Genomic DNA, 17260 nt, shown 5'->3' with positions numbered 1-17260 from the left:
GGCTTCCTTATTTTATACTATAAATTCTTATCTTATTATGAATCCTTACTTTAAAAGCTTAACAGCCTGCTCTGGAACATAAGAATTTTCTATGGAGTAGCTTCCATCTATCTTATTGGTAACTACTAATCCTTCAAGCTTTATTTCCTTTCCATTGAGCTTGACTATATTGGTATATCCAAATAGTTCAAGAGTATTATTACCCTTCTTAACTATGAGAAGAGGGTTGTCCATATCTGATGTATCGAGAGTTACCTCTGCACCCTTTCTTTCAAAGGCTTCCTTTGCATTAACAAAGAGTCTCTTAGAGGTAGCATCGAGATTTACACCTAATACTCTTTCCATGTATCTTCCTACTTCCGTATTATCAACAACTCCACCTAGCTGTTCAAAGCCTCTAGGAGCATAGCTGTATAGACCTACATCTCCACCTATGTGTCCACCATAGGTCCAACTGATGTTTGCTCTATCACTGATTACATTGTTAATCTTTCCTTCTAGAGCAAGAGCTATTTCTTCACTAGTTGGATCTGTGATACCAAAATACTCAGCATAAATTTCTCTAACTCTCGCTTCATCTGCTCCTTCTAAAAGCTCATTTGCATAATCTAAGGATATTTTAGCTGAAAGAAGCTTATTTATACTTTCATCAAAGGTAACACTAGAATAATTAGGATTTACCCCACCGATTATTGGTCCACCAGTTCCATGGTCAGAGGAGGAAATAACTACAGTTTGTCCATCCTTTTTAGCAAATTCTAGTGCTACTCCAACAGCATCATCATAGGCCAATATATCTCCTACCATACCAACAGTATCATTAGCATGAGCAGCCCAGTCTACCTTGCTGCCTTCTACCATAAGGAAGAAGCCGTCCTTATCCTTAGATAATATATCTATAGCCTTCTTTGTCATTTCTGCTAAGGTAGGCTCCTGTGAACCTGTAGCTATACGGTCTACCTCATACATCATGTCTGCTTCTGCAAAGGCACCCCAGATTTTCTTAGCTCTAGAATTAAACATTTCTTCTCTAGTAGTTACATATTCATAACCGAGGCTTACTATTGTTTCTCTTAAATCCTTACCATCAGCTCTCTTGCCTCCAGCTTCAGGAGTGAAGAATTGATTACCTCCACCTAAAACTACATCTAAACCATTATAAATCTGCTGCTTCATTAAGGAATTATAGTTAGCTCTATCCACATCATGAGCAGTAAAATCCGCAGGGGTTGCATGCATTACCTCTGAGGTAGAAACTATCCCTGTAGCTTTTCCTTTAAGCCTTGAAGCTTCAATAAGGGTAGCAGCAGGAACTCCTCCTGGAAGTACTCCAACATGCTTATCATCGGTTTTGCTCCCTATTGCATAAGCAGTTCCTCCGGGAGCTGAGTCTGTAATGGGACCTTGATTCCAATGAGTCTTGGTCATACCAACAGCAATTTCATCTAATACCATTGGCTCACCATTATTATAGTATCTAGCAATAGTACTTGCTTCTATACTGTTACCATCAGGAATCATCATAATTACATTCTTTACCTTACTATTACGAGCTTCAGCTTCATTCCCCGTGTTAAAGGTAACAAGGCCAGCTATTAGCAGTAAAGCTGTAACACCAGCAATAATAGCATTTCTAAAAGTAGAACGGTGAAGTTTGTACATTTTTAAACCCCCTCAAATATTTATTAAATAGAATTAATATTTGTAACCGTTAGTTAACGTTTACAAGCTAATAGTAACATATATTTTTCTAATTGTTAATTTATTTCATTAAAATTATTATTTAACTTTATTTAAAATATATGTAAATATGATGTTAACCATTAACTTTCTTCTATTAACAAGCCTAAAGATTAGATTTTTGATGATGAACCAAATATTCCTCTTAAATTCGACATATTTATATGAAAAAGCAAGCATATTAAAAAGATAATATAAACTTAATAAAATAATCTACTCTATTTATATTTTTTCTATTTTTTACCTTATTTTCTTGTTAATTACCAATTAATAATATAAAATTATATATAGAGCCTAATGCTTACATTAAGTAGCGGGAGAACCAATGTTATCGGGGTTAAGCAATAAATATTGCAGGAGACCTTCTACTCCTAACCCGTCAGCTAATCTCGTCGGCAGTGAAGGATAAATTTTATTTTTTAAAGCAAGCTATGATTCCCTATAGTCTCTTTATTATTTGTTCTTTTCTGCCATTGGCTTTCCAATGGCTTTTTTTGTTTCACAAAATTATATTTAAAGAATTTAAGGAGGTCTTAATGAGCTGGAAAGAAGATTTAAAAAATAACATTACAACGGTAGCTGCTCTACGAGAGCACATAACAATAACCGATGAAGAAGCAATAAAAATGCAGGATATTATTGAAAGCTATCCAATGTCTATACCAACCTATTACCTGTCTTTAATAGACAAAAATGATCCTCAGGATCCCATAAAAAAAATGTGCATTCCTTCGGTATATGAAATGAATCTCGAAGGGGAGCTGGACACCAGTGGAGAATTATCCAATACCAAGGAAGTGGGACTTCAGCATAAATATCCACAAACAGCCTTAATATTATCAACAAATATCTGTGCCATGTACTGCAGGCACTGCTTCAGAAGAAGATTAGTTGGACAAACAGATGAGGAAATTGCCAAAGCTTTTGATTCTATATTTGAGTATATAAGCTCTCATGAAGAAATCACCAACGTCCTTATAAGCGGTGGAGATGCTCTATTAAATAACAATAAAATAATAGAATACTATCTAAGCAGACTCACATCAGTTCCACATATTAAATTAATTCGCTACGGCACTAGAACACCAGTAGTTTTACCCTCAAGAATATACGATGATTCAGAGCTTTTAAACATACTAAAAAAATACTCCTCCATTAAACCAATCTACTTTGTAACCCAGTTTAATCATCCTCGTGAGCTTACTGCGGAAGCTAAGAAAGCTATAGATAGCCTCACGGATAATGGAATTGTGGTAAGCAATCAAACAGTTCTTTTAAAGGGCGTAAATGATAATTCCGAAGTTATGATTGAGCTTATCAATAAATTAAATGAATTTAAAATAGTACCCTATTATGTATTCCAATGCAGGCCTGTATCTGGAGTAAAGTCTCAATTCCAGGTACCCATAAAAACAGGCTATAAAATTCTAAAAGAAACTAAAGCCCACCTAAATGGTCACGGCAAACGCTTTAGATACATCATGTCTCATGAAACAGGAAAAATAGAAATTATAGGTGATCTTCCTTCAGGAGAAACTATATTTAAATATCATCAAGCAAAAAATCCAGCAGATAACAGCAGGATATTTATTGAAAATCTTGATGAAAATCAATGTTGGCTATAATAACTAAATAAAGGGTAAAAATAATAAGTGGCCGGTAAATTAATATACCAGCCACTTATTTACTCCCTTAAAGGTTAATCTGCATAATTACTAAAATAATTCTGTATTAGAATAATTGGTGTTCCCTTATCCCCACTGCCACTGGTGAGATCCGCCAAGGAGCCTAATAGATCTACATATTTTCTAGGGGTAGTCCCTTCTGAAGCCATATTTCCTATAAGATCTTTTTCTTTATTCTTTATTTCTTCTTCAATAGCTGTCTTTAATTCTTCACCATTTATATTGGCAAACTTATCGTCAGCTAGGTACTTAAGCTTCAGCTCATTGGGGGTTCCCTTTAAGCCGCTAGTATAATTAGGAGATACTACTGGGTCTGCCAGCTCCCAAATGCCACCTACAGGATCCTTAAAGGCTCCATCTCCATAAATCATTACCTCTAGTGTTTTACCTGTTCTGTTAAACATCTCTTTTTGCACTGCTTCTACTAAATCCTGAGCATCTCTTGGAAATAGCTTCAAGGTTGTTTCTGTAGCCTTATTTGACCCTAAAAGTCCATACTCAGGATGATAGCCACTGCCACTTATACTCTCATTCATGATATCGCATAGGGTTAATACCTTTGCTTCCTTAGACTTTAGCTCAATTGCATATTTTGTATCCATTCTTGTATGTATATCAGAGCAGAGTATATTAGCTGTAAATTTCAATATACTTGCAGGATTATTGCTATATACTACCTTAGCCCTTGCTCCCTCTCCTTCAATGATACTGCGATAATAATCAACATAATCCATACCAGTAAAGGGATGCTTGTACTTTCCAAACATCTCTTCAAAGAGGTTTACATCATAGTAGTTTGTGTAAAAATTTTCTTCAGGATAATTCCATAAAAGCTTCTTATCCATGATGGGATTTCCTACCTCATCCTTTGGGAAGCTAAACACCATTATTACTTCTTTTGCTGACCTTGCTATACCTCTTAAGCACATTGCAAATCTGTTTCTGCTTAATATAGGGAAAACAACACCTATAGAAGCTAAGGTTTCTCCCTTATTATATTTAGCTTTAATGTCTTCTGCTATGTCATCAACATGTATATAGTTCCCCTGAGACCTAGCAACTATTGACTCAGTGATTGCAATTACATCCTTATCCTTTACAGAAAAATTATCTTCCTTTGATGCTGCAAGGACATTTTCAACAACTATCTCTACCAAGTCGTCCCCTTTACGAATAATCGGTGCTTTAATACCTCTTGAAATAACTCCTGACATTATAATTCTCCTCTGGTTTAAAAAGTTTACAATATAATTTTATCATTATAATTATAATTTTTCATTATATTTGTATAATTTTGTTGAATTATGTAGACCGTTAAATCTAAAATCCTGTTTATAATTATTCTTTATAGATTTGCCCTCGGTTCTATATATTTTAAAGTTTTTTAAATCATAAATAGCAGACCATAAGGTTTTATAGCTTTTATCCTTAACGAAGTCTTCCATAAAATCCTGCGCTTCTAAGAGAAAATTAAAGGGAAGGTCTTGCACATACCCATCACTATTTTTTAAGATTTTTTCTAGCTCTAAATATCTATTCTGCATTATAAGAGCTTCTGCTCCCCTGCTTCTATATTTTCTCATGGGCTGATTATTAAAGATATTTGCCGATAAAAGGAAGGGTGAATTGTTATCAGTGCTTCTTACACTGACCTTGTCACCACTGATTTCTGCTAAAATACAATCTCCTGCTCCATCTACAATAATCAAACCTATTTTATAAGCTATAGGCAGCTTTTTAAGCATTTCTACTGCCTCATAGGTATTTCTACATTTCTCTAATAGATATCTTACCACCATTCCACCATTAAGACCTGGCTTTGATGCCTTGGAGGCTATAGGGGATAATCCAACGGAAAGACCCCATTCATTGATACCATCACCCATCTGTACTAGTGAATAAGTGTTCCCAATAAAGGAATATCCTCCATGAAGATTATAAAAGCAGCTTTTATGTATCTCATTTGAGGTTGTCTCTAAGTTGCAATTTCTTCCTAGAATAATATTATTTCTATCTATCATAGCAAAACAAAAGCTCTTATCCCCTAAGGATGAAGGAGTACTTGATAATATGTACCCTGCCAGGGACTTATAGCTAAGCTTCTGTCCCTCTGAAATTCCTTTAATCTCCTCTAGCACCTCAGGATAATATTCTTTATAGATAGCCATGACATCCTTATCAAGAGAATATATCTCTTCGGAAAAATCTAGTATATCCTTAATTCTAATATTCCTTTTATAGCTTAATAATCCATATTTATAACCGGCCTTGTAGGGATCCCCTGTAAAATTTAACTTATACAACTCAATCTCTCCTCCCAGGAAGAATAACTCATACAATCACCCTTACAATTATACGTTTTTATGGTATATTTTGTTACAAAAATTGTTAAATAAATTTAAGTATTTTTATTTTATTTTCCTTTGTAGCCTTACAAAAAGAAAACCCAAGAAGCTTTTCCTGCTTATTGGGTAATTTTATTATACATAGTTATTTCACTAAATCTCTTACATCCCCAAGTATAGTTCTGGGAATTGGTAAATCCAGCATAGTTTTAAGACCTGGCTCTGAATTCATCACTAAAGGAATCATGTTTACGCAGATAGCAACAGTGGCTATGCCACCTGGTATTTCAGGCTTTATCTGCATTTGTAGATTTGGATAGCCATTGACCTTGATATAATCTCCCGTTTCAATGCTTTCAAGCTCTGGCTTAATCTGCTGTGGATGCTCCATGGTTATAAATTCTTTATTATCAAGGCTTGCATAGCCTAGGTGCCTGCAGCCTGCCACGTCTCCTGCCTCCACTGCCACTAGATCAGTACTGCGGGATACGGAGGTGACAATAGGCTCCTTCACTTCCCTAATGTTGTTAAATTTAATATTAAAGGCCTCCTCAAACATTCCAAAGGATTGACGAAAGCCCACATGTCCTGTGATGGTATCTTCCTCTACCCCTCTTACAAAATCAGAAACCTTAAGTCCTATTCCCTGCTCCTCCATCACCGTTCTTCCAAAGCAAGATAAATCATTTACTCTCGTTACCTCCAGGCTATTTACCTCATCGCAAACTCCTGTAAGCATTATTACTACTAAATCCATGATAAAACCAGGATTAACACCAGTACCTAATATGGATATTCCATTTTCCTTTGCCAGTCTGTCCATTTCATCAGAAAGCTCAGGATCGAGAGCTCTGGGATAGGACATCTCTTCTGCGGTGGTAACTATGTCCATTCCAGCTTCTGCAGCCAGCTCTATTAAAGGAAATACAGCCCTGGTAGAGGAAGCAGTAGCTATGATACATACATCTCCATGACCTTTTTTGATAACCTCTGCAGGGTTATTGGTGATAATACAGCTGTTATCCTCAGTTGCTTCCAGTCCTAAAACCTCATATAGCTTCCTTCCAACCTTATTAGGGTCAATATCTATTGCTCCTACTACAGTGAAGCCCTTTTTACTGAGGATCATCCTTGCAATTCCACAACCCATCACTCCAAGACCCCAAATAACAACTCTTATCTTATTTTTCATATTAAATTCCCCTTTTCCTTTTATACTATACATAGCATTTTTTCACGTATTCAGAAGTCATAGCTGCAAGCAAACAGCCATAGTCAACGGTAAACTCAATTATATCTCCTACCTTATAAGGGATGCTGCTGTCCGTAACATCCAGTATAAGATGGTCGCTACTGGCACCTATTACAATGATTTTAGGGTCTAAAGGAGTTAGTCCTTCTGGCACAATATCCTGCTTCCCTACGGCCAGGATGGCTCTTTTTCTCACACCCCTATCCACAAACTCCGGAACCTCTCCAAAAGCATTCCTTCCCAGCTTTCCCTTAGGAACACTCTTCTTCCTTTTAAGCTCTACTATTTGTGCCTTCAGTATGGAGGTATCATTATATAAGCCTTCTATAGCTTCTCCATAGGCTGTTTCCCTCCCTAGGGCTATGGCTTCTCCAACCCTTAAATTATTTATTCCTCTAGGCATCTTATTTTTAAATAAGAGGTGAAGACTGCTAGAGTTCCCCCCAGAAATTATAGGTAGCTCTAGAGAATATAGATATTTAACCTTATCCTTAAGCCTTACTAGCATCCCTAAATTCTCCTCATCAGGTATTACACCACCATAGCAGGTTAGGTTTGTACCAAGACCCACTAGTTCAATATTTTCAAGGTTTAATATCTTATCGATTGTATTTATAGCTTCCTCCGGTGGTACTCCTTCCCTCAAATCCCCTAAGTCCACCATAAGGACTATTTTTTTCTTTACACCATATTTTTGCGCTACACGGGATATTTCTTCAATAGTCCTAAGCTCTGAATCTAAGGTGATATCGCTATAGGCAACTACCTCCTCTATCTCGTCAAGCATGGGTATTCTTAAGAGCATTTTCTCACAGGGAAGGTCCTTAAGCTTTCTTAGATTCTCAATTCTAGAATCACCTATGCTAGTTATTCCACTTTTTAAGACAGCCTCCACCACTGGGAGCTTTCCGCAGAAGACCTTTGTCACAGCCGTAAGCTTAATTCCTGCTTCAGAGCAGTAGCTTAGTATCTTTTTTGAGTTATAGGTTATCTTAGATAAATCTATCTCTATGCATGGATATTTCTTGGTCATGACTCTAATCCTCCTTTACTCTATTCCACCTATAATTATATAAGCAGCCATCCTTAGCTAAAATTAACATTTCTTTAATTTAAGCTTTCCTTAAGTAAAAGTACTGCTACTTCTCTATTTTCTCTGGAGAGCACACCAGCACAGGCCATTATATAATTGTTATCTAAAAGCACTTTTGCCCCTCTTCCTGGAAGCATAGATACCTCATCCTTTAAGCACCTAATATTTAGTAAGATTTCCTTGCCCCCAGGAAGCCTGGTAAGAGCTCCCCCAGTACCTACTATATATTTAACCTGAGATAAATCCTTCCCATAGGCTATGAAGCCGCTTTCCCCTCCAAATTTTCTTTTGATACTTCCTACATGCCTTTCTAAAGCTATCTCTACAGCCTTCTTAGTCAATATCCTGCTAGTCCTAATCTCTTCCTCCGTCACAGGAATTGCTTTGATGTGCTTCTCTAGCTCTTCTCTTGCAACTGGCCCTAAATCCCTTATATCCAGAAGCTCCAGGAGGTTTTTGCTGTTAACATATACCCCCAAATCTCCCTCTACAGTTCTCTTTGCCTTAGGCTCTGGACTCAGGAGCATATCCAGTATCTCACTGCTTCCTTCTGTAACAGAATGAAGATCTGTGGTAGCTCCGCCCACATCAAAAACTATAATATCTCCCAGGAGATCGTAAAGGAGCTTTGCCCCTTCCATAACAGCTCCAGGGGTAGGCATTATTGTCCCATTTACCATTTCCTTTATCCTCTCCATCCCCGGAGCCTTTACAATATTTCTTTCAAAAGCCTCCTGAATAACCCTCCTAGCTGGTTCTACATTCAATTCATCCACATTGGGGTAGACATTATCCACAATATATAGCTCCTGACCCTGGAAAATCTTCCTTATCTCTTCTTGATTTTCAATATTACCACAGTAAATCACAGGAATATTGAGATTCTCCTCCCTGATAAGCTCAGCATTATAGAGAGCAGTATCCCTCTCTCCATAGTCAGTTCCTCCTGCTACCATTATGAGATTAGGCTGTATTTCCCTTATTCTTTTAAGATCAGATTTACGTAGCCTTCCTGCCGTGACCATTTTTATAATTCCACCAGCTCCTAAGGCCGCTTCCTTTGCAGCCTTTACCGTCATCTTCTCCATAAGACCATGGACAGTAATCCTGAGGCCACCGGCAGCACTACTCGTTGCCAGCATCCTATCCCACTTAAGCTCTTCTCCCGACTGTGCTTCTATATCCTTAATAGCCTCCCTGAGGCCAATAGTCACATCTCCTTCTAAAACAGTAGTATAGCTCTTACCCTGATAGGAAATAGCTATTTCCTTCTCCCCTTCTTTACTCTTCTTTATATTAAATACCGTTACTACAGTCGTAGTACTCCCTATCTCTGCTACAAGATAATCTACTTTCATAGGACCTCCTTGTTGGTGACAGGCACATGACTTATGACTTATGACTTATCACATGAAGGTGCCTGTCACATGACTTATGACTTATTACTTATTAGTGATGGTGCGAGCCATCAAGGCTTCCACTATAAAGGAAGCGACATCAGTGCCATTACTACCTCTTCCAAAGCCAACATCCATGCCATTTTCCTTGGCTATTTCATCGGTGACCTGAGTTCCTCCCCCTATGAGAAGAAGCTTATCCCTCACTCCCTTTTCAATGCATATATCATTGAGCTTTCTCATATTTTTCATGTGAATATCATTGTGAGAGATTATTGTGCTGCATAATATGGCCTGAGCCCTTGCTTCAATAGCTGCATCTACTAGCTTTTCTAAAGGACAGGAGGTTCCAAGAAACACTGCTTCTATGCCATACTTTTCAATGCCACCATGCTTAATATCAATTATTTCTCTAACGCCCACAGAGTGTTCATCCTCACCGACGGTGGCCGCAACTACCTTAACCCCATGGCTCTTAACATATTCTGTTATCTTATCTTGCGGGAGTGTCTTTCTTCTTTCTGGAAGAATAAGCTCCTCTCTCTTTACAGGAGTAAAATCACATACTCCTTTAATCTCAACTAAGGTTCCTTCGGAATCCTGAAGCACCTGCTTATGGAGTATTTCCACGTCTCTAAGATTCATTCTTCTTCCCATCTCAAGGGCAGCAGCTTCACTTATCTGTTCATTTTCAGGAATGCACAGAGTTACCTTAACATAGCCATCCTTACTCCACTGCACCTCAGGAACCACTGTCCCATCCTCTTTAACCCTTTCCATCCTTTTAAAAACATTATCCTCTTCATCCAGCTCATCTATATAAACTATCTTAGAATGGTTGCATAAGGTACATTCCTCTATGGCATCACAGGCCTTGTCATATTCCTCTGGGATATTGTTATAGCCAAAGTGGCCACATACAGGAGCAAAGTAATCCTTCTCTCTCTTTACTATAGTGCCTGCCGCATCTCCTCCATCTATCTTTCTTATCATCCCATCGCCATTTCTTTCTGGATATTCTCCAGAATCGATGAAGAAGCCAGAATCTACAGCATTAAAATAACCTCCTGACTCTAATATTTCCTCCAGGAATAATACAGCTCTTTCTTGAAGCTCTCTGACCTTTTCTGGAAGATAACCGCTGTCCTTAAGCTCTATCATATCCATAAGGCCATCGAGAGCTGTAAAGGACTGCTTTGCAGTATTTAATGCATGGATATTATTATAATGCCAAGGTACATTTCTCCCTTCATCAGGAGTTATGGTGCTTTGAATATCCGCAGAGGTAAGCTGAGAAATCAATATATTAAAGGCATGGGACACCGTAGCCTCTCTCTCACAGGACTCAATATATTTTGTATTCATCTGAGCTCTCATCTTATATCTATTAAAGAGCTTCCTAAGAGCTACGGCATAGGGTAAATCTATCTTCAGGCAGGGTGCTGGTGCAGAAGAAGGAGGTACCGTAGATAAGGCGATGTTGTCTGCTCTTATCCCCACAATCTCTGAAAACCTAGAATTAATAGCATGCTGTACCATAAGCTCAGGCATTACCTTGTAGCCCTTCATAGAGGTGGCATTGGCATTGTGAGCACCATCTATCTGAAGCATTCCTGCCCAGCTCATAACCTTTTTAGCCTCTGCTGCATCTACAAAGGATCTCTGCATATTGATATTTCTATAAAGGACATTATATTGAGGGTCCTGATGAGCTCCGTTTACCCCCTCCTCAGCAAACATAACTGCTATATCTGGTCCTGCTACTCCTGATACATAGGAATGAAAGTTTATCTTCCTTCCTACCTCCTCCTCTATCATATCCACAGCCTTTCTAGTGGCTCTTACCTGCTTTCTGGTTATGGGAACTCCTCCTATCCCCTCAGGAGTTCCTTCTATAAGTCCATCATAATGGCTCTGTCCAGCGGTTCTTATGACCATGAGGTGATCTGCCCCATGCCAGGCAGCCATTCTCATCCTTCTTATATCATCCTCAAATCTTCCTGAGGCAATCTCTGTGGTTATCACTGGAGCTGGCTGAGGGTCAATACCTCCAAAGCTTCTTGCCGCTGGCAGGGACCTGCTATTTTTTAGACTCTTGGTCATGGAGCTATAGGAGAACTCTCCTAGCTTCCCCCCCTCTGGCAGGGGCTCTCTCCAGTGCCAGCCTCTCCATTTAGGCTCGTATTTATCTAAATCCCTAAGTATTTCCTCAAGATTGATTTTCTCCTTTATTTCAAGGCTCTTATCCATTAATCTCCCCCCTATTAAAGTAATCTACCACCATATCCCAGCCTTTTCCTTGGGCAAGCTCTGCTCCTGCCTCCAGGTAATGGATATTCTTTAGCCTGCCATAGGTTAAAATAACATTTCCCATGCCGTGGCCTAAAAGTCCCCATTTGGCTCCGTACTCAACTAAGGGCTGAGCCTGAAGACTCGAAAAGCCCATTCTCAGAATCACTGACCTCTCCACAGAAGGAGAGGTATGGGTATAGGCTAAATCCACCATGGGCTTCACTATCTGCTCCGTAAGCTCCCAGAATCTGTTATACAGCTCTTCCTCAGATAAATTCTTTAAATGCTCTCTTCTTTCCTGATAATCATCTACTCTTTTCATATTTCTCAACCTTCCCCTCAGCTACAGTCATACTAACTTCAATGCCCTGCAGCTTTATTTAAATTCTCCCTAATAATTCTTACTAATAGTTATGTCATAAGGCTTCAGAAGCTCAAGGACCTCTTCTCTGGAAGCCTTCAGCTCCTCCTTAAGATATTCTATATCTACTCTTTCAAGAGTTTTGTCCCCCAGCTGACCTACTATATTTTTAATATAGGAGCTCTTTATCCCCTTCAAATCAAAGTCCACCACAGAAACCTGAGAAGGATGGGCAGGAATCACTATGTTCTTACCAGGCACCTGCTCTTTTGGATCTCCCACATACACCTCAATTCCATTTTCCTTAGCAAAATTAAGCTGAGCTATAGGATGCTTTCCTGCTCCTGTATATTCCGTTTCCTGTACTATTATTATCTGGTCATCATCATACTCCTGAGCTAAAGCAAAAGCTGCTGCTAAGGAGGTATTCCCTGCTGGCCCTCTTTCTAAGCCCTCCAGCTGTGCTAGGAGCTCTGTCATCCAGAAGACCTCTCCCTGAGTTATGGAAACATATCTATCTAAGTATCTTAAAGGCCTTGCCGCACTTCTTGGCACATCAGATCTATCAGGATTTACCATAAAGGGCACTCCAAAGCCTGTATGTCCTGTAGTAAAGGACTTTCTATTAAAATCCCTATCAGAAGCCATATGGAGTCCTGATAAATCTATAGAGGTTCCTATAAGCTTCACCTCCGAGGCACCAGCCTTTATCAGCCCCCTAGCAGTGCCTGTAGCATTTCCTCCACCAGCATTAGTTATTACCACGGCATCGGGAAGTTTCCCCAGTTGTTCTCTACACTGCTCAGCTATTTCATAGCCCAAGGTTTCTATCCCAGCCACAGCAAAGGAGGAATATAGAGAAGCATTGTAATACCCCGTCTCCTCCAAAACCTTTAAGAAGGTATAAAATAGCTCAGGACCTACGGTGAGCCTTAAAACCTCAGCTCCATAGCCCTCACACTTTCTTCCCTTTTCTAAAATCTCTGGCTGTCCAACCTTCCTAGAATCATAGCACTCATTAACCACTATGCATTTTAATCCTCTAGTTGAGGCCTGGGAGGCTACGGAAGCTCCATAGTTTCCAGAGGTGGCTGAAACAACTCCCTTATAGCCTTTTTTCATGGCATCGTATACAGCAAGTGCAGCTCTTCTATCCTTAAAGCTCCCTGCCTTATTGCAGCTTTCATCCTTTATAAAAATCCTCGCTGCTTTTCCAGTTTTAGAAACCCTTCTAGCAAGGTTAGCTATATTCTTTAGCTCTATAAGGGGGGTATTTCCTACCCCTACCTCTATCTGTATTTCACGAATTTCTTCTAAGGTATAGCCCACATCCTCCATGTACTTCTCATAATCAAAGGAAATGGCACCTACCTCGTATTTATCAAAGTCTATCCCTATGGAACTGAGCATTATCTCATTTTTTCTTTTCATCATTTCTTGATATTTATTCAAGGTACATACCTCCAGCTAGCATAAGCTTATTTTTCAAGGATTTCTCTTCCCTGTCTTCCTATATGAGACAGCTCTGAAACATAACCTCCATAGGTGTGATAATAACCCGGCTCCTCCGCCACTACTATTCCTCTCACCCTTCTTCCGATATTAGTTACTATCTCAGCTTCCTTCCCAATTTCACAATCCTCTAGGGCAACTCCTCTTATCCAGCACCTTAAAGGAGTATTCTTAGTATCCAGAGGTACATTAGCTGCCCTCTCTTCTTGAGACAGAACTATTTCCTCTACCTCTATCCAGGTTCCTTTCTTTATCACCATAATCCACCTCCTGATAAACCTTATTACAGCAAAAACAATGCCAAAGAAAAAAACGCCAGTATACAGCCCTTTTGGCTAAATACTGACGTTTTCTTTGCAAAAAATTTTGCTTGCTCTATTTATTTATATAAATTATCTGTTAAACATAAAGAAAGTATTTTTGCATAAAAGCAAATTTTTTTGCATAAATTCCTGTTTTAAGCTCTATAATCCTTAGGAATAAAATTAAATTTTTTTATTTTATACTCTAAGAGCTGCCTTGAAATTCCCAGCTCACTGCAGGTTTTTTTAATATTATAGCTATTTTTCTCTAAAGCCTTAAAGACAAGTTGCTTTTCTATCTCCTCCAGATACTTCTTTAAGCTAAAGCCTCTAGAAACTATAGACTCTGCCTCTGATTCTGTGCTTTCCGAAGGCTTATTACTGCTTCTATAAAGTATTCCGCTATCAAAGTTTTTTTCTGTAAGAAGACCATCTTTATTGGACATATTCATGGCAAACTCCACCACATTGCGAAGCTCCCTAACATTACCTGGCCAGCTGTATTCCTTAAGCTTTTCAAGCATCCATAAGTCAATTCCCTTTATGCTCTTTCCCAGGATTTTATTATAATACCCTATAAACTTATCAATAAATACCGTTATATCTTCCTTCCTTTCCCTTAATGGAGGAATGTTTATGGTAAATACACTCAGCCTATAAAATAAATCCTTTCTAAGCCTTCCTTCAGAAATAAGTATCTCAGGCTTCTCATTTAAGGTAGCTATTATCCTCACATCCACCTTTATATGCTTATTGCTGCCCAGTGGCATAACATAGCCATCCTCAATAACCCTTAGAAGCTTAGACTGAAGATAAGGCTCCATGGAATTAAGCTCGTCCAAAAGAAGCGTTCCATGATTTGCAGCCTCAAAGAGTCCTTTTTTCTTTTCTGCTCCCGTAAAGGAACCTTTTTCCGTGCCAAATAGAATTCCCTCCAAGAGTGCAGAAGGAATGGCAGCACAGTTTATAGGTATAAAAGGCTTTGACCTTCTGTTTCCCCCATAGTGTATGCTTTTGGAGAATATTTCCTTACCGGTACCCGTTTCTCCATAGATAAGTACGGAAGCATCGGACATGCTTGCTACCCGAGCCTTTTCCTTAGCCTTTGTCATCCCACTGCTAATTCCATAAATATCATCAAAGACATCAGAGCCATCATTTCTATATTCACTGCTGTACAGCCTGCTTATGGTTTCATTGAGCTTCTTCAGCTGGCTGAAGTCCTTGGATATTTCAATAGCACCTACTACCTCTTCACCGTCCTTTATGGGAACAGTGGTATTAATAGTAGTAATTTCCTTGCTATCCTTATTATCATAGCGCTGAATTACATTAACAATCTTTTCTCCATTCCCAAGAACCTTCATTATCGTAGATTCCTCATTGGTAAAATCCCTTAAATACTCAGTTATCATTCTCCCCAGGACCTTATCTCTAGTAAAGCCTTCTATATTCTCCATGGTTTTATTATAAAAAAGAGTTCTTCCACTATTATCTACAATATGTACTCCCTCTTCAAGATTATCCAGAAGGCCCTCTAAAATCTTCTCCTCTGTCAGCTTCTTACTCACCATAAATCAAATACCCCTATTCAATACTTATTTTTGGCATTTTATCAACCCTCTTGTTCTAATATAATTATACCTTATTTCCTTGGTATTTTTTACAATCATGAGCTATATTTACAGCAATAAGTTCCTGTATAATTAAAATAAGTTTTTTTGTAAGATTTTTAAGCCTTCGGAGTCTAATAAGTGAGGAGGTGAAGGGATGACTGAATTTGAGGATATATACCAAAGATATTTTAAGGTAGTGTTTCTTTATATAAAATCCATATCAAGAAGTGATGAAATAGCAGAGGAGGTCACTGCTGAAGCTTTTTTTAAGGCCTTAAAGGCTCTAGACTCCTTTAAAGGACAGTGTGATATAAGGATATGGCTCTGTGAAATAGCTAAGAACTGCTATTATACCTACCTTAAGAAGCATAAAAGAGAAGAACTTATAGACGAGCTTCCAGAGAATGAACTCTATGAAAGTAAATCTGTTGAAAAAAAGCTTATAGATAAAAATGATGCCTATAGAATACATCAGCTACTTCATAAAATGCCAGAGCCCTATAAGGAAGTATTCACCTTAAGGATCTTTGGAGAGCTATCCTTCCAAGCTATAGGAAAGCTCTTTGATAAAAGTGAAAACTGGGCCTGCGTCACCTTTCACCGAGCTAAGAAAAAAATATTATTAGAAATGGAGGATTATCATGAGTAAAATCACTTGTAGCATCATAGAGGATTTGCTCCCACTTTATAAGGAAGAACTCCTAAGCGAGGATAGCAAAGCCTTAGTTGAAGAGCATCTTCAGGAATGTACGAGGTGTCACGCTTATCTAAAGGAGCTCAGCTCTCCTGTAGACTTAGTTGATGGCCATAGAAGCTATCCAGAGGAGCTTTTGAAGAATTCCGATAAAGCACCAATCCTTGCCATAAGAAGAAAGCTGCAGCAAAAAAAATATATAACCATAGCCTGTTCAGTGATTATTGCAGTCATTTTTATGCTCATTACTTATATCAATCTCACTGCTCCTATACTCCTGCCCTATAATGATGAGCTTATTACCTTTAACAAGCTGGATAATGGAGCAATTATAGCTAATCTTAGTCCTGTGGTTGCAGGCTATGAGTTAGAACCCTTTACCTATGGCTCCAGTGAATATAACAAAGCCAACTATTATCATATTTCCCTCTGGACCAATCGTTTAAGAGAATATTTCCCAAAAGATGTTGGGGAGAGCTTTATAATAAATAAATCTGAAAAAGGAGATTATACTCCTGTAAGAGGTATACTTTATCAGGGTCCAGAAATAGAAGGGGAAAGCAATGGTGCTCAAGTGATTTATGGAGGTGGCTTCCCTGATGGGTCTCAAGTGGCTGTGCTTCCAAGACTTGTCCTAAACATGTATTTTGGTTTAGCCTTATTTTTAACCCTCATGGGCTCCATTATCACCTTCATCCTCAGACGTCGTCTAAAAGCAAGAGCTATAGCTCTCAAAATAACTTTCCTTCCCGTCACCTATATACTTAGCTTCCTATTAGTAAAAGGCACCTCCGGTGCTTCCCATACAATAATAAAGGACCTATCCAGCATATTGCTTTTAATGTTCCCAATATACTTCCTCATGCAACTTGCCTTGAAGCTCTTAGAGTATAAGAAATTAAAAAGTACTTAAGTAAAATAATCCTTTTAAGAAACTAAAGGAGCTCCACCAGGAGCTCCCTTTAATTACT

General features: G+C 38.5%; 14 protein-coding genes and 1 riboswitch. Of the genes, 3 read left to right on the top strand and 11 right to left on the bottom strand.

Annotated elements, in window-relative coordinates; all coding sequences use genetic code 11:
• Positions 1-45: 45 nt before the first annotated feature.
• Positions 46-1662 (bottom strand): alkaline phosphatase, encoded by a 1617-nt coding sequence (locus ACPWSR_RS08585; protein ID WP_426351270.1) that lies wholly within the window; start codon positions 1660-1662, stop codon positions 46-48.
• Positions 1663-2021: 359 nt separating this feature from the next.
• Positions 2022-2153: riboswitch (cyclic di-AMP (ydaO/yuaA leader) on the top strand.
• A 123-nt stretch (positions 2154-2276) separates the two neighbouring features.
• On the opposite strand from ACPWSR_RS08585, the gene ACPWSR_RS08580 reads away from it, so the two are divergent.
• Positions 2277-3365 (top strand): KamA family radical SAM protein, encoded by a 1089-nt coding sequence (locus ACPWSR_RS08580; protein ID WP_426351269.1) that lies wholly within the window; start codon positions 2277-2279, stop codon positions 3363-3365.
• A gap of 74 nt (positions 3366-3439) precedes the next feature.
• Here the strand turns inward: ACPWSR_RS08580 and ACPWSR_RS08575 are convergent, their stop codons facing one another.
• From ACPWSR_RS08575 to ACPWSR_RS08530, 10 genes are all read right to left on the bottom strand, one after another.
• Positions 3440-4639, bottom strand: coding sequence for a coenzyme F420-0:L-glutamate ligase (locus tag ACPWSR_RS08575; protein ID WP_426351268.1), 1200 nt, complete (start codon positions 4637-4639; stop codon positions 3440-3442).
• Between the two features lie 51 nt (positions 4640-4690).
• Entirely contained in the window at positions 4691-5728 is a 1038-nt protein-coding gene (locus ACPWSR_RS08570; protein WP_426351267.1) for a C45 family autoproteolytic acyltransferase/hydolase, read from the bottom strand.
• 187 nt (positions 5729-5915) lie between these two features.
• Complete coding sequence (gene ord, locus ACPWSR_RS08565; RefSeq protein ID WP_426351266.1) at positions 5916-6962, bottom strand: 2,4-diaminopentanoate dehydrogenase; 1047 nt, start codon at positions 6960-6962, stop codon at positions 5916-5918.
• A gap of 25 nt (positions 6963-6987) precedes the next feature.
• Positions 6988-8055, bottom strand: coding sequence for an ornithine racemase Orr (gene orr, locus ACPWSR_RS08560; RefSeq protein WP_426351265.1), 1068 nt, complete (start codon positions 8053-8055; stop codon positions 6988-6990).
• A 74-nt stretch (positions 8056-8129) separates the two neighbouring features.
• Entirely contained in the window at positions 8130-9473 is a 1344-nt protein-coding gene (locus ACPWSR_RS08555) for a GlmL-related ornithine degradation protein (protein WP_426351264.1), read from the bottom strand.
• 84 nt (positions 9474-9557) lie between these two features.
• Positions 9558-11762 (bottom strand): D-ornithine 4,5-aminomutase subunit OraE, encoded by a 2205-nt coding sequence (oraE, locus tag ACPWSR_RS08550; RefSeq protein ID WP_426351263.1) that lies wholly within the window; start codon positions 11760-11762, stop codon positions 9558-9560.
• The gene (locus ACPWSR_RS08545) at positions 11755-12126 is read right to left on the bottom strand and encodes an ornithine aminomutase subunit alpha (RefSeq protein WP_426351262.1); all 372 of its coding nucleotides are present in this window, start codon (positions 12124-12126) and stop codon (positions 11755-11757) included. Before ACPWSR_RS08545 ends, oraE begins: the two co-directional genes overlap by 8 nt.
• A 69-nt stretch (positions 12127-12195) precedes the next feature.
• On the bottom strand, positions 12196-13617 hold the full coding sequence (ortB, locus tag ACPWSR_RS08540; RefSeq protein WP_426351261.1) for a 2-amino-4-oxopentanoate thiolase subunit OrtB: 1422 nt from the start codon (positions 13615-13617) through the stop codon (positions 12196-12198).
• Positions 13618-13643: 26 nt separating this feature from the next.
• On the bottom strand, positions 13644-13937 hold the full coding sequence (ortA, locus tag ACPWSR_RS08535; RefSeq protein WP_426351260.1) for a 2-amino-4-oxopentanoate thiolase subunit OrtA: 294 nt from the start codon (positions 13935-13937) through the stop codon (positions 13644-13646).
• Positions 13938-14134: 197 nt separating this feature from the next.
• Positions 14135-15553: a sigma-54 interaction domain-containing protein gene (locus ACPWSR_RS08530; protein WP_426351259.1), complete on the bottom strand. Its 1419-nt coding sequence runs from the start codon at positions 15551-15553 to the stop codon at positions 14135-14137.
• A 196-nt stretch (positions 15554-15749) separates the two neighbouring features.
• Between ACPWSR_RS08530 and ACPWSR_RS08525 the strand changes: the two genes are divergently transcribed.
• On the top strand, positions 15750-16244 hold the full coding sequence (locus tag ACPWSR_RS08525; RefSeq protein ID WP_426351258.1) for an RNA polymerase sigma factor: 495 nt from the start codon (positions 15750-15752) through the stop codon (positions 16242-16244).
• On the top strand, positions 16237-17202 hold the full coding sequence (locus ACPWSR_RS08520) for a zf-HC2 domain-containing protein (protein ID WP_426351257.1): 966 nt from the start codon (positions 16237-16239) through the stop codon (positions 17200-17202). The genes ACPWSR_RS08525 and ACPWSR_RS08520 overlap by 8 nt, the downstream gene beginning before the upstream one ends.
• The last annotated feature ends 58 nt before the right edge of the window (positions 17203-17260 follow it).

This window comes from Alloiococcus sp. CFN-8 (genome assembly GCF_049943125.1).
Lineage (GTDB): Bacteria > Bacillota > Clostridia > Clostridiales > Clostridiaceae > JAEXZL01.
The sequence above is the reverse complement of the archived record's forward strand: the minus strand, read 5'-3'. Positions and strand labels throughout refer to the sequence as shown.

Excerpts from the sequence above, each read along its gene's own strand:
- ACPWSR_RS08585 (WP_426351270.1), bottom strand. The coding sequence starts at position 1,662 with ATGTACAAACTTCACCGTTCTACTTTTAGAAATGCTATTATTGCTGGT.
- ACPWSR_RS08580 (WP_426351269.1), top strand. The coding sequence starts at position 2,277 with ATGAGCTGGAAAGAAGATTTAAAAAATAACATTACAACGGTAGCTGCT.
- ACPWSR_RS08575 (WP_426351268.1), bottom strand. The coding sequence starts at position 4,639 with ATGTCAGGAGTTATTTCAAGAGGTATTAAAGCACCGATTATTCGTAAA.
- ord (WP_426351266.1), bottom strand. The coding sequence starts at position 6,962 with ATGAAAAATAAGATAAGAGTTGTTATTTGGGGTCTTGGAGTGATGGGT.
- orr (WP_426351265.1), bottom strand. The coding sequence starts at position 8,055 with ATGACCAAGAAATATCCATGCATAGAGATAGATTTATCTAAGATAACC.
- ACPWSR_RS08555 (WP_426351264.1), bottom strand. The coding sequence starts at position 9,473 with ATGAAAGTAGATTATCTTGTAGCAGAGATAGGGAGTACTACGACTGTA.
- oraE (WP_426351263.1), bottom strand. The coding sequence starts at position 11,762 with ATGGATAAGAGCCTTGAAATAAAGGAGAAAATCAATCTTGAGGAAATA.
- ACPWSR_RS08545 (WP_426351262.1), bottom strand. The coding sequence starts at position 12,126 with ATGAAAAGAGTAGATGATTATCAGGAAAGAAGAGAGCATTTAAAGAAT.
- ortA (WP_426351260.1), bottom strand. The coding sequence starts at position 13,937 with ATGGTGATAAAGAAAGGAACCTGGATAGAGGTAGAGGAAATAGTTCTG.
- ACPWSR_RS08530 (WP_426351259.1), bottom strand. The coding sequence starts at position 15,553 with ATGGTGAGTAAGAAGCTGACAGAGGAGAAGATTTTAGAGGGCCTTCTG.
- ACPWSR_RS08525 (WP_426351258.1), top strand. The coding sequence starts at position 15,750 with ATGACTGAATTTGAGGATATATACCAAAGATATTTTAAGGTAGTGTTT.
- ACPWSR_RS08520 (WP_426351257.1), top strand. The coding sequence starts at position 16,237 with ATGAGTAAAATCACTTGTAGCATCATAGAGGATTTGCTCCCACTTTAT.